Consider the following 13410-nt stretch of genomic DNA (forward strand, 5'->3'; position numbering starts at 1 on the left):
CTAGTGTTGTGCTCAATACAGTATACAAAGATGCCATAATCAATAGAGACAAAATGTTGTCTATTCTAAAGGGCCCAAAATTTGAACAAATAATACAAAAAGCAAGAGAAAATTGGGTAGAATTTACGCCTGTAAAAGAAGAAGTCGTTACTGCAGGCATTGATTCAAGTTTTAACAACACAAAATTCCAAGGAATTGAGCTTTGGGCAACTACAGCAGTATCCATCAAGGCAGATGGAGAAGTGTTAGTTGATTTACATGAATCAGGATTAGGCTCAGATACTGATCTTTCACGAATTGCAAGTAAGATGGAAATTGACGCGTGTGAGAAAACAGTGGATCAAGTAGATTTGGTACTGATGGATGGGTCTTTGCATTCTCAGTTTATGACAAGACAATCAGCTTTGGATGCACAGGTAGTCAGAACAATGAAAAAAAGAGACAATGTGATTTTTATTGCAAAAACATCAAACACAAAAAAACAATTTGAGAAATTAGGTTCACTTGCTGGAGATATTTTTTACTATAATCATGTAACAAATAATCCAGGATTTAGTAAATTATTTGTAGAAAAAAAATATGGTTCAGATAAGGTCATTTCATCTACATTTGTAAGATTAAGTGATTCAACTCCAATTATCAAATTAGAATTTCTTGGAGAACAACATGGTGAAGGTGACATAAAGTCAGTCATGAACAAATTATACAAAACAAGTATTGGTGGATATCCATATGCACTAAAGCTTGCACATAATAACTGTAAAATATCTGATAAAGAACTTGCAAAAATGGTTAGTTTGTTAGGTCTAAGTAATGAGATCGGTTCACGTGAGGTATTAGGTTGAGTTTAGGATTTGTAATTGGTGAATCAAAACCAACATTTGTCACTGCAATAACATCAAGAGCTTTGTCTGTTGGAGAATACATCAAGATTGGTTCTGATGAAGGAGAGATATTAGGACTGGTTGAAAAATCATCAGTTACAAGTGCAGCATTTACAGATGTTAGGAATTTTGATGAAGCAGCTGAAAGTACAGAGATAGCAGAGTTAAACAAGAGAGATAAGACGTTTACTGCACATATTGGAATTTTGGGGTTTTTAGAAAATTTGAGAAAAGGTCAGTCAATTATTCCTGCAATTCCTCCCATTCCAGGCACGGAAATCACTCAACCAAGCAAACAAGACCTTGAGGAAATCTTTAGTCCCAAAAATGATGGATGGGTAAAGATTGGAAATCTTTTGAGAAACAAGACAATTGATGCTAAAGTGAATTTGGATAAAATTGTCTCAAGACATTTAGGAATTTTAGCAATGACTGGTATGGGTAAAAGTAATCTTGTATCACTAGTTACAAAACAAATTTCAAAATTAAAAGGGACTGTAATAATTTTTGATTATCACAATGACTACACAACATTAAACATTCCAAGAATTAATGTGGTTGACGCAAAAATTAATCCAAGATTACTTGACGCAGATCAACTTTCAGAAGTTCTAGAAATCAGGGACGGTGCAAATGTTCAACAAAGAGTACTAAGAATGGCATTTACAAAACATGTCAAAGAATCAAAAGAATTTTGGAGTAAATTAGAAAATGAAATTGATTTTATTGTGAATTCAGAAGATAAAAAACTAAAAGAGATTAGAACATCAGCATATAGAGTTCAAGATATAATAGAAGAAGCTCAAAAAAGATTTGAAGATATTTTAGATCCTGATATGGGAGATCCAATTAGTTTTATCAAAGAAGGTCGTACCAATGTTCTCAATATTTCAGAATTGTCTGAAAAACAAGCAAATGTTGCAGTTGCATTTTACTTGCAACAACTACTCAAAGACAGAAAAGATGCAAGTATTGCAAGACACGGTAAAAGTAAGAGAGAAAGAAACTATAGATTCAATTCTCCTATTTTTGTAATTATTGAAGAAGCACATGTTTTCATTCCAAAAGACCACGATACTAGTGCAAAATATTGGGCAGCAAAGATTGCCAGAGAAGGAAGAAAGTTTGGATTGGGATTAGGAGTTGTATCTCAGAGACCTCGAAGTGTAGATCTTAATGTTCTCAGTCAGATGGGCTCTTTTGCAATAATGAAGATAATTCAAGAAGATGATCAGCGCCAAATAGCCTCAGCAACAGAGTCAACTAGCCGTGAATTGATTGCTCAGTTGACCTCACTGAATGTGGGTGATGCAGTTCTAGTAGGACAATGGACAAATTTGCCATCACTAGTACATGTTGAAGAAGTAAAAGAAAAAATCATGGGAGCAGACCAAAGTGCAGTAAATGCTTGGGCCAATGCAGAAAAGATGAAAGAAGTTGCAGTAGAATCAACACAAGGACTCGTTCAAAAAGATTTGTTATTAGACTGATGCAGTTTTCACATATTTCAGATACTCATTTAGGATTAGTACAGTATGGTTCAGAAGAACGTGCACAAGATGTCTATGATGTGTTTAACCAAGCAATTGACACGTCAATTAAAGATCATGTTGATTTTGTAATATTTGCAGGGGACATTTTTCATGTTCCAAATCCAAACGGCACTGCAATTGTACAGATGGCAAATGGGTTAAAGCGATTAAAACAAAACAACATAGATTCATTTTTCATTTTAGGAGAACATGATATTAGTAGAATTAGAACAACACCCATTCCCTATGTATACCACAATTTAGAATTCTCAAAGTATATTGGTCAAGGAAAACCAATAGAGTACAAAGGAGTTCTTCTTGCAGGTTTTGATAAGATAAGAAAAACAGAAATTCCTCAATACGAAGAAAAGTTTGCAGAAGTAGACAAAGCTGCTCAAAACTTTTCAGGACATAAAATTTTAGTTTTACATCAAGGCATAACAGAGTTTAACAAATTTGCAGGAGAGTTGCAATCAACTGATCTTCCAAAAAATTTTACATATTATGCAATGGGGCATCTTCATGATACAGATGTTAAAAAATTCAATCATCTAAATGGACCAATTGCATATCCGGGTTCAATTGAACTTACAACAAGTGAAGGAATCAAAGAAACAAAGAAAGGATTCTTCGAAGTAGATATTTCAGGACAAGAAGCAAATCCAAACTGGATTGAACTTGATACAAGACCACAGTTTTCATTCAAGACAGATTATCAAGAGATATCAAAGACCATAGATGAAATTTCAGAGAAAATTACTAGTCTTTCAAAAAAGCCTATCGTGGAGGTCAACATTCAAGGTGAAAACATAGAGACGGACCACATCCAGGCACAAATTGCCAGGCTCAACTCCATAGTTTTGAGATGTTTTTGGCGAATCAGTACAAAGCAAGTTTCAGATTCATCAGTATTCCTAGACAAACCAAACATCATAGATGATGAGATGTTTAGACTTTCAGTTGATGCATTAGGCTCAGAGCAGGCTGCCAATCTTGCCATCAAGGAACTTCTACCAGTTTTATCATCAGGACAAATTCAAGAAGCATCGCAGATAATCATTGAAAATTTTGAAAAATTCAAAAAGGAGAGAAAACAATGATCACATCAATTGAATTGGGGGATTTTTTAGCACATTCAGATACAAAACTAGAGTTTGATAACGGGGTAACTGTTTTTGTAGGACATAACGGTGCAGGAAAATCAAGTATTATTGATGCAATTACATTTGCATTGTTTGGACAACATACAAGAAAATCAAACAAAGGGTTAATCAAACGTGGTGCAAATCAAGGATATTCCAAAGTAAATTTTTCAGTTAATGGAAAATCCTTTGAAGCTGTAAGAAAGATTGACAGTAAAGGAACTCTTTCAGCAAAATTCACTGAAATTGTAGGAGATGAAAAAATAGAGATTGCAGCAGGTGAACGAAAACAGTTTGGGGAATCAATGACTCAAGAAGTTGAAAAAGCAATTGGATTAGACTTTGAAAAATTAAAAGTTGCATCAATTGTACAACAAGGAGAATTAAATGCAATAATCAATGCAAAACCAAAAGAGTTCAAAGAATTGCTGAATGCAATCATAGGGATTGACAAGCTTGATGTTGCTTCTGAATCAATGAAGACCGTAAACAAAGAATTTCGTGAAAGCATTAGATCAAGAATTGGATATGATGATACACATATCGATATTTTGTCAAGAGAATTAGAAAAATATCAAAACGAAATCAAGGAATCAGAGCCCCAAAAAATTCAATTAGAAAATAAACAAAAACAATTACAGAGTGAAGTTGAAGAGTTAAGGAAAAAAGTGGAAACTGAAGCCCCAAAAATTGACAAACTCAATCAACTTGAAGCAAGAAAAAGAGAGTTAATTGAATATGCAAAAGAGGCAATTCATGAGATTCAGCAAGAAATAAGCGAAAATGAGCGTAAAATACGTGATTGTGAGGGATGTTTTGAGTACGCTAGCCTCAAAGAGGATTTAGAGTCCAAAATTCAAAAAGTTGAGCAGGCAGTAGAGGAGACATTAAAGAAAATACAAGAGATGAAAAGCCAAACTGCATCGCTTAGAGAAAAGCAATCACTTGCTACAAAACTCCAGCTCAAGGACAATAAATGTCCAGTATGTGATTCAGATGTAGAAAAGCTAAATCCATTATTCCAAGAAGAACACCTTAAACAAGAACTAAAAACACTTCAAGATCAAATTATCTTAAAAGAAAAAGAGCATCAGATGTACAATCAAAAAAGAAATGAATTCTCAGAAAAACTACAATCAGCAAGAGATGCAGAAGCAACCCTCAGAGCTCATTCAATTTCATCCAAAGAAGAATTAGATAAGATTCAAGAAGAAGTTAAGATAAAAAAAGAAAACATACAAAAAATTCCTTCAACTAATAATTCAAATTTAATTGAAATATCACAGATTGACTCTCATGCAAAGACAATTTTTGAAAATATTTCACAATTAGAATCAGAAACAAAGGGATTTGATGAGCAAGAATTCATTAATCTTAAAAAAAGTGTTAACGAAAAACAGATGAAACTATCAAATATTGATCAACAAATAGGAGCAATTTTAGAAAAGATTTCAAAAGGAGTTGAGCAAATCAAAATTTTTGAAAATGCAATTTCAGAATTAAAAGTTGTAAAAGAATATGTTACAAATCTTGATGATATACAGAATAATGTATTTAGCAGAGACGGTCCAGTAGCTACAAGTTTGAGATCATGGGCACTGAATGCAATTTCAGCAAAAGCATCAGAGTATCTTGCGTTACTTAACACAAAAATTCAAAGAATTCAACTTACTGAAAAGACAAGAGATATTTCAATAATATGTAATTCAAAGAGTGAGGAGTTAGATTTGGAATCACTTAGCGGAGGAGAAAAGGTCAGCGTAGCATTATCATTACGATTGGGTATGGCAAATCTACTTGGAGGATCAAATCTTAACTTGATGATTCTAGATGAGCCTACAACCCACCTTGATGCTGAGAGAAAAAAATCACTAGTTAGTGTGCTGTCGCAGTTATCAAATATTTCAAATTCAGAAACACCAATGCAATTTATCATAATTACGCACGATGCAGAGATTTTTGAAGATTCTACAGTGGAACAAATTTACAAATTTGAATCATCTGAGCAAGGTAGCAGAGTCACATTACTCAATTGAGCACAAACTAAGGCATACCGCAAAAGGATTGGTATTATGATATATCACCACTCGTGTTGTACTCTATGAATCAACAAACACTCACATCAGGAAAAGAAAACGACAGTAGTTTTTTAGAGTCATCTTCTAGTCGTTGCTTTTCATTCGTTTTTTCCTTACCAAACGAGACCGTCAATACCCCTGCATCTGATGTGAGGTTTGTTTTTTCAAATACAAAACCCATAGACATCAGATTTTTCTTAGATGATAATGGAGAGATTCATTCTAGTTTAAGAATAGTTCCAGAATCAAAACAGAAAACAAAACAAGAAAATATGTTGATCTCTAAAAAAGAGATAAAAGAAAATAATGAAAAAACATTAGAAGAAATTAAGAATACATCAATAGAAAAAATAGATTTAGAGTCTACGCCAGAAATACCAAAAGTTCGAAAGAGAGGAAGACCAAAGGGTTCTAAAAACAAGAAAACAAAAACAATTCCAGATGAAAAGAAATTTCAGCAAGAATGGTTTGAGACAAATGCAGAGTTTAAAGCAAGAGTTGCTGAAGAGATGAAAGTAATTAACGCTCAAGCAGCATAGGTGATAAAAAATTTAATTAAATAAATGCATACAGGTAACTAAATTGGGGCAAAATGGCATTAGGAAAAAATAAAATTTTATGGGGATTATTAGGATTAATCATAATATCGGTTATAGTCACAGGATTCTACATTAATGATTTTACAAAAACAAACATTCGTGAATCACTAATTGAAGAAAAAACTGAAATCCAAATGATTATGACCAAAAGTCTTGCAGCATCTGTTAATTCAGAGTTTCAGAGACTTTTGACAGATATGAAAACTATTTCAGAATCTGCACAAGTTCAAGAAAGTCTAACAAGTAGTCAAACACAAGAATATCTTTCAAACAGATGGAATAATATTAATTCAATTACAAAGATCTCAGACATATTTTTGACAGATGACTCACTTACAATAGTATCACAGGTAAATGATGAAAAATTTCGCCTAGTGGGATTAAATTTGCAAAATATTCAATCTAGTGAAGAATTCAAGGCTAAACCAGGGTATTCAGGAGAGATATTTAGCACAGATGGGATTTATCGAGTACTTGTATCAAGCCCAATTATTGATTCAGAATCAGGGGAATTCAAAGGGATTGTGTTTGGGATAGTTGAACCATCAGAAATCATCTCAAAATATATCGGAATTTATGAAATTGACATATCATCGATTACCATATTTGATGAAAATCAAAAAATCCTATTTGCTGAAAATACTGATTTACTTGGAAAAGAATTTTCAAGTTATTTTGCACAAAGATATTTTGGGGAAAATGAAATTCAAAATTCTCATTATGAAAATATTTTCTTAGGAAATACAGATTCATTTGTGTATGAAGCACATAGATTTGGAGATGTGATAAGCACAGGAACTCCTGTATCAATAGAAGAAAAAAACAGATTCTTTTTCTTTGTAACAACTCCAGTAAATCAAATAGTTGAAGATATTGAAGACAATCTATTTGTTGAGGATCTAAAGAATAATTTAATTTTATTTATAATAACAATTTTGTTTATTGTGATTGTCATTAAACGAGTTAGATCGATTGAAAATGAAAAACTGTTAGTCATAGGACAGCTTGCATCAAACATTGCACATGATATAAGAAATCCTCTTGGAACTATACGTAGTTCAGTTACAAGAATTGAGAAACAAAATGAAACAATAAATGAAACAATAAATCAAGAAACAGAAAGAATCAAACGCTCAGTTGCAAGAATGAATCACCAAGTAGAAAGTGTCTTAAATTATGTAAGAACAACTCCCCTCAATTTATCTGAAAACTCACTAAATGATTTAATTCAATCATCTATAAACTCACTTGTCATCCCAAAAAATATTGAACTTAACATTCCAAAAGAAGACATAAAATTTGAATGTGATTCAGATAAATTCAAAGTTGTTTTTGAGAATCTACTGCTAAATGCAGTTCAGTCAATTGATTCAAAAGAAGGTAAAATTAGCATAAATTCAAACCAAAACGAAAAAGAAATTACAATATCATTTGAGAATTCGGGTCCAAATATTACAGAAGAAAACATTTCAAAAATTTTCAGGCCACTCTTTACCTCAAAACTTAAAGGAACAGGACTTGGTCTTTCAAGTTGCCAGAACATTATCACGCAACATCAAGGTACAATTTTGGTGACAAATAATCCAGTAACATTTACCATTAAAATCCCAAAAAATTTAAGGAAAGAAAAGTAATCGGATAGAATTGGAAAGAGCCACTAAGATCCTACTAGTAGATGATGACTCAGATTACTTGGAAGTTACACAGTTAATGTTAATGGATGAAGGTTATGATGTCATACCTGCCATCAATGGAGAAGACGGCATAACAAAATTTCGAGAATCAAAGCCAGATATCGTATTCTTAGACATAAAGATGCCAGGAATTGATGGATATGAAGCATTTTTTCGAATAAAAAAGATAGATTCAGATGCAAAAATTGTGTTTGCGTCAAGCTATGCATTAGAAAATGAAAAATACAAAAAAGCAAAAGAGATGGATTTGTGTGGAATCATTAACAAACCTGCAGATTTTGATGAGTATGAAAAAATGATAAAAAAATATGCAAAAAACGATTAAAAAATTCCAGAGTTTTTCAAGATTTTAGTTCTATCTTTAAAATAGAGTTCAGATTCCTTAAAAAATTCCTTATACCAAGTTGCAATTTCTTTGTCCTTTTTAAAAATTGCATGTAATTTTTCAACGCCAGAAAGAGTATTTTTCCCCTTTCTTTGATTTTGATATAGAATACAAGTGTAAAACCAGTACGAGATTTGTTCAGAAAGATCTTTTTCAGAAATGAATTCATAAAATTTTCTATATTTGAAATTCAAATATGACATTAGTTCATACAAAGGTGATTTTTCCAAAGATAGTTCAGGATTATCAAGTAGTAATCCTCTTGCAAGAATTTGAATTTTATAAACATCATCATCTACTAGGGATTTTAGAAATTCCCATTTTCCAAAAAGTTTTGGCATAAAAATAGCATATTTTGCTGCCATTTGATCAATTTCTTTTTTACTTAAATTCAAGACATCAAGACAATAAAGAATTCCTGGAAGTGATAGTCGGTATGTATCAGAATATCCTTTGTTGAACTTTTGACCATCGTTAATTACTAAACCTAATTCCATTATTCCAGAAGAGTGTTTACCTCTATCAGTACGTCCTTTGATTAATCGTCTATACTCTTTTTCTTTTGTTCTAATTGTAGAAACATCATTTGGATGTTTTATCTTTGCCATTTCCCATGTAGTACAAGTTCCATGAAGAAACAACACATGTAACAATTTTTGGACATTTTCATGATGTTTGATTTTTTTAATTGAAGAGAACCTATCACCATAAAGTCTATGAACAGTGGGCCTAAGATAGAATTTGTATGAATATAGATTTCCATATTTTGTAGTATTTTCTTCTGTAGACATACCGCAAATGGATTGGTATTGTCATATATAACAATTATCTAAATTAATCAAACGCCCCAAATGACAGCCAGGTCGATTTTTTTATGGCCCGGCAGTCCTATTTCGTTCCTAATTTTCCAAAATAATTTAAAAAAATATACAACGTAAAAATTCATTCAAAATCAATCAAAAGCCATACCGCAAATGGATTGGTATTGTCATATATCACTTATCTGTAGTAATAATAGAAATTCATGTTATCCTTGGGGGGAAGAAATTCCTCCCAAGTCCTATTTCGGAGAAAAAAATGCCAAATACAATATGCAGAACATGCGGAATCGAAATATGGGAATCGTATAATTATTGTTCAAAACACATGCCAGAATTTTTAGATTGTTTCTACAAAAATTTACAATCACAAAAAACATTCAGATAAAAAACTAATCAATAGCATACCGCATTAACTTCAATTAATCTTTAAAACCAAAATTTACATAACAATCATGAAAGAAAATCAAAAATTATGTATTATCTGTAATCACTCTTCAAGAGTAACAGATCCTTGGTGCGTTAATTGTGGAACAGATTTTTCAATCTGTTTTCATCAAACACAATCTAGATTTATCCACACTGTAAGATTAATGAATTAAGTTATTAGAATAAATTATTCCACGTGAATTATACCAGTCATCCAAGGATGAACCATACAAAAGTAATCATAGGTTCCTGTTTCTTCAAATGTGAATTCAAAAGTTCCACCAGACATGAACAAACCTGAATCAAATACTCCAGTAGGTCCTGCACTTACATTTCCACTAGTTACAGTATGTGCTGCAGTGTCATCATTACTCCAAGTAACGGTTGTACCAACTGCTACAGTTGCTTCATAAGGTAAATAGCATTCATTAGTTTCCTCACATCCAGGAACACCTGAACCTTCAGGTGCAGAAATAGTTAGTGACATTGGTAAATCAGATTGTGTTTCTGGCTCAGGCTCTGGTTCAGGAATTGGTTCTGGCTCAGGCTCTGGTTCAGGAATTGGTTCTGGCTCAGGCTCTGGTTCAGGAATTGGTTCTGGCTCAGGCTCTGGTTCAGGAATTGGTTCTGGCTCAGGCTCTGGTTCAGGAATTGGTTCTGGCTCAGGCTCTGCGATAACACATTCACCTACATAATCTAGTTTGACATTAGCAGCATCCAACATACAAGAATTACCGTAAGTTTCACCATCAACTCCACACATTGGATCCCATTGCATAGTACAAGCAATTGGTTGTTCTTCAACTGTTCTAGGTTCAATAATCTCATCAGGAGACATTGAAATTAATCCAACTGAGATTGCAACTAAAATTCCAACTGCAGCTATAATTCCATAAGAAAAATTCATCTCATCCACCTGTTAACTTTGCAAACTTTTCGTTCATACTTAACTTTTCCATAAATTCGATATTAGATAGAGCTACAACAGCAGATTCTACTACGGGTTTATCAGGATCATCTAATGCCTTCTCCAATGCGTCTTTTGCATCCTTATTGCCAACAACACCCAACGCAATTGCAGCTTCATGTCTTACAAACATACTAGGATCATTTAGAGTTGCATCAGTTAGTGGTGGGACCGAACTAGAATAACACATCTGGCCTAGAGAAAAGGCAGCTTCATGTCTTACCAATTCATTATCATCATCTTTCAAAACTTTGGCAATATAGGGAACTTTATCTTCTCCACCAAAATCAACTAAAATACACGTAGCTCTGGTTCTAACCACATAATCAGGATGATCTAAGAGTTTTACAAAGTATTCAGTATCCTTTTGCTCATACTTTTTTTCCATTTCAGCAAAAAGAGTCAATCGATCATCAGTAACTACTTGCAATATTTTTTGAGATTTCTGCGTCCTATATTTAGTTAATCAGACGGAATCTTAAATTTTTGAGGTATGTATTTAATGGAAAAAATACGATAATTCCTCATGAGCGCAGTAATTGGTGAAAAGGTACCAAATTTTGGAGTCTCAGATTGGGTCCAAGGTGCACCAACAAACTTTGACCAAGAAAAAGACCATATAGTTCTAGTAGAGGTATTCCAAGTAAACTGCCCAGGTTGTTTTATGCATGCCTTGCCTGAAGCAATTGAAATTTACAACAAATACAAAGATGATGGTGTAAGAGTAATTGGAATTGCTACTGCTTTTGAAGATTTTGATAAAAATACATTAGATAATTTGAAGATGTTAGCTGAGACAGGAGAAATAGTTGGAGAAACAAAAAGTGCATTCCAAATGAGCGGACAACTACAAGAAGGAGACAAGTTACCATACAAAATTCCATTTCCTTTAGCAATGGATAACCTGGTAAAGACAACAGGTGAAATAAGCCAAGAAAAAATTATGGAGTTTATCTATCCACAAATTCCAGAATTTGATTCACAACCAGAAGATTATAGAAATCAAATCATACAAAGAGTCAAAGACTATATGAAATCAAAAGAATACTCTGCTGAAACATTTGAAAAGTTTGCACTACGTGGAACCCCATCAACTATTCTAGTAGATAGAAAAGGAGTTCTAAGAGATGTTTCATTTGGTCAAGTTGGACAAGCAGAAGCAATGATTCAAAAATTACTTAGTGAAGATTAGATTATCTAATTAGAATAACAGTAACTGATAGTACTACAGCTGTGATAAAACCCCCAATAATAGCAATTTTTGCGTTATCCACAAGATAACTTTGGTCTCTAAATTTTAAGGATTTGTAAAAAACATTAATTCGATTTGATGTAACAAAGATTATGGAAGAAGGACAAATTATTGTTCCATTACTAATTGCAGCAGCAGTTGGGATTTTTGTAGGAACAAGAATATGGATTATGTTTAGAAAATAGATTTTTTTCTTATTCCCAAGATAACAATTGCAGGCAATCCAGCATACATTCCAATATTTAGAATTATCAAAGATACGCCGATTGACAGAATCTCAGATTCTGTTTCTGCAAAATCCATCAAAGATAGAGTAGTGATCATAGGAGTAATTCCTATTCTCACCATCTCCTTGAATACAGGATTTTCTCGTTGATAGTCTGCCATTTGAGGACTAAATGAATAATAAAATGCGTTAAATGAATTCATGAAAGATTTTCCAGATTCTATTTGTAGTAATTTATCATCTCTTAATTCTCGTAACTGTTGCACTTGAGGTGCCAACTCAGAACCAAATGTTGCAGTTGCAATCAAACATCCACCGCCAGGTTCTTCATGAGTAATTTTTTCATTAGGAACAACTTCTACAATCTCTTTTACACCAACAAGTGCATCTGTTCCAATGATATCGATTTTGTTGTTACCAATTCCAGTAAAGTTCAAAGTAACAAATGAAATCCTTTCATTTGATTTGTATTCTTGAATAGATTCAACATCATTTATCTGAAAAGTAAAATTGCCACCAAGGAGGTTTTTAGGAATTGTTACCTCACCTAGATTATCTTCCAGACCACTGTTAATGAATATAGTTAATCGTTTTTCATTTTTGTTAAACTCATGATCTAAAATATCAAAATTTGAAACAGTAACAACTTCAAAAGTGTGACCACTTGTATCAACATCAAGACGGGTTAACAATCCTGTTCTATCAGAAAGTTGGCCAAACACAGGAGATATTATTAGAAGTAATAATAACGGAATGAAAAATAGTACTTTCAATTTACGCTGTTTGAGAAATACGTTTAGTTAATTCTTTATCTTGTGCAACTCTTGGATGATCTGGGTCTGCCAAGATTACTTCAAACCAGTAGTGTTTACCATCTTTGTAGATAAAGTAAGAACCCAATAGTTTCATGTTTGGATATCTTTCACTAACTCTTCGTTCAGCAACAGTTTTCATATTGTCATCTGCCTTAATTCGTGTAACACCAAGATGTTTTGGTCTTCTACCACCAGTAGGTCTCTGCTTTCTCATGCCACCAGTACCAACTCGCATTCTAACAACAATAACACCTTGTTTTGCTTTGTATCCCAATCTTCTTGCCCTTTGAATTCTACTAGGCTTGTCAATTCGGGTAACTGCATTTTGTTTACGCCATCCAACTACACGCTCACGTAGCTCTGGAGCGTTTTCTTTCCAGAGTCTGATCCATACTTGGTCTTGACGACTAGGCATATCGGGCATAGTAAAATCCCCTTTAATAACTGTAAATCGTGTAATTCTAAGCATCGCTAAAGCAGTTAAAATTCTCTTGAGTGGGGCATCACATTCCACGCACTCGAAGAGTTGCATCCGCAGAAAACTCGATAAAACAACTACGCCAAAGTTGTTAAAAAGGATTCCTGAGAA

13 protein-coding genes are annotated in these 13410 nt (G+C 33.2%); 8 read left to right on the forward strand and 5 right to left on the reverse strand.

Features of this window, described 5'->3' with window-relative positions; genetic code table 11:
• Positions 1 to 53 precede the first annotated feature (53 nt).
• From NMAR_RS06670 to NMAR_RS06700, 7 genes are all read left to right on the forward strand, one after another.
• On the forward strand, positions 54 to 845 hold the full coding sequence (locus tag NMAR_RS06670; protein WP_148680330.1) for a DNA double-strand break repair nuclease NurA: 792 nt from the start codon (positions 54 to 56) through the stop codon (positions 843 to 845).
• The gene (locus tag NMAR_RS06675; RefSeq protein ID WP_012215626.1) at positions 842 to 2374 is read left to right on the forward strand and encodes an ATP-binding protein; all 1533 of its coding nucleotides are present in this window, start codon (positions 842 to 844) and stop codon (positions 2372 to 2374) included. Before NMAR_RS06670 ends, NMAR_RS06675 begins: the two co-directional genes overlap by 4 nt.
• Positions 2374 to 3516, forward strand: coding sequence for a metallophosphoesterase family protein (locus tag NMAR_RS06680; RefSeq protein ID WP_012215627.1), 1143 nt, complete (start codon positions 2374 to 2376; stop codon positions 3514 to 3516). Before NMAR_RS06675 ends, NMAR_RS06680 begins: the two co-directional genes overlap by 1 nt.
• On the forward strand, positions 3513 to 5594 hold the full coding sequence (locus NMAR_RS06685; protein WP_012215628.1) for an AAA family ATPase: 2082 nt from the start codon (positions 3513 to 3515) through the stop codon (positions 5592 to 5594). The genes NMAR_RS06680 and NMAR_RS06685 overlap by 4 nt, the downstream gene beginning before the upstream one ends.
• Before the next feature lie 65 nt (positions 5595 to 5659).
• Entirely contained in the window at positions 5660 to 6175 is a 516-nt protein-coding gene (locus tag NMAR_RS06690) for a hypothetical protein (protein ID WP_012215629.1), read from the forward strand.
• Positions 6176 to 6228: 53 nt separating this feature from the next.
• The gene (locus NMAR_RS06695; protein ID WP_012215630.1) at positions 6229 to 7869 is read left to right on the forward strand and encodes a PAS domain-containing sensor histidine kinase; all 1641 of its coding nucleotides are present in this window, start codon (positions 6229 to 6231) and stop codon (positions 7867 to 7869) included.
• Between the two features lie 10 nt (positions 7870 to 7879).
• Positions 7880 to 8254 carry a response regulator gene (locus NMAR_RS06700; protein WP_187146521.1) on the forward strand — a complete coding sequence of 125 codons (375 nt, stop codon included), beginning with the start codon at positions 7880 to 7882 and terminating at the stop codon, positions 8252 to 8254.
• On the opposite strand, the gene NMAR_RS06705 is transcribed toward NMAR_RS06700, so the two are convergent.
• The 3 genes from NMAR_RS06705 to NMAR_RS06715 form a co-directional block, all read right to left on the reverse strand.
• A complete protein-coding gene (locus NMAR_RS06705; RefSeq protein WP_012215632.1) occupies positions 8251 to 9105 on the reverse strand; it encodes a hypothetical protein in 855 nt (284 codons plus the stop codon). The two genes, NMAR_RS06700 and NMAR_RS06705, sit on opposite strands and share 4 nt — an antisense overlap.
• 643 nt (positions 9106 to 9748) lie before the next feature.
• Entirely contained in the window at positions 9749 to 10468 is a 720-nt protein-coding gene (locus NMAR_RS06710; RefSeq protein ID WP_012215633.1) for a plastocyanin/azurin family copper-binding protein, read from the reverse strand.
• Between the two features lies 1 nt (position 10469).
• Entirely contained in the window at positions 10470 to 10958 is a 489-nt protein-coding gene (locus NMAR_RS06715) for a HEAT repeat domain-containing protein (protein ID WP_012215634.1), read from the reverse strand.
• 96 nt (positions 10959 to 11054) lie between these two features.
• On the opposite strand from NMAR_RS06715, the gene NMAR_RS06720 reads away from it, so the two are divergent.
• The gene (locus tag NMAR_RS06720) at positions 11055 to 11720 is read left to right on the forward strand and encodes a TlpA family protein disulfide reductase (protein ID WP_012215635.1); all 666 of its coding nucleotides are present in this window, start codon (positions 11055 to 11057) and stop codon (positions 11718 to 11720) included.
• A 234-nt stretch (positions 11721 to 11954) separates the two neighbouring features.
• Here NMAR_RS06720 and NMAR_RS06725 read toward each other — a convergent pair whose 3' ends face one another.
• On the reverse strand, positions 11955 to 12779 hold the full coding sequence (locus NMAR_RS06725) for a CFI-box-CTERM domain-containing protein (protein ID WP_187146522.1): 825 nt from the start codon (positions 12777 to 12779) through the stop codon (positions 11955 to 11957).
• Position 12780: 1 nt separating this feature from the next.
• Positions 12781 to 13236, reverse strand: coding sequence for a 50S ribosomal protein L15e (locus NMAR_RS06730; RefSeq protein WP_148680333.1), 456 nt, complete (start codon positions 13234 to 13236; stop codon positions 12781 to 12783).
• Positions 13237 to 13410: the final 174 nt, after the last annotated feature.

Origin of the sequence: Nitrosopumilus maritimus SCM1, from assembly GCF_000018465.1 — an archaeon.
Lineage (GTDB): Archaea > Thermoproteota > Nitrososphaeria > Nitrososphaerales > Nitrosopumilaceae > Nitrosopumilus > Nitrosopumilus maritimus.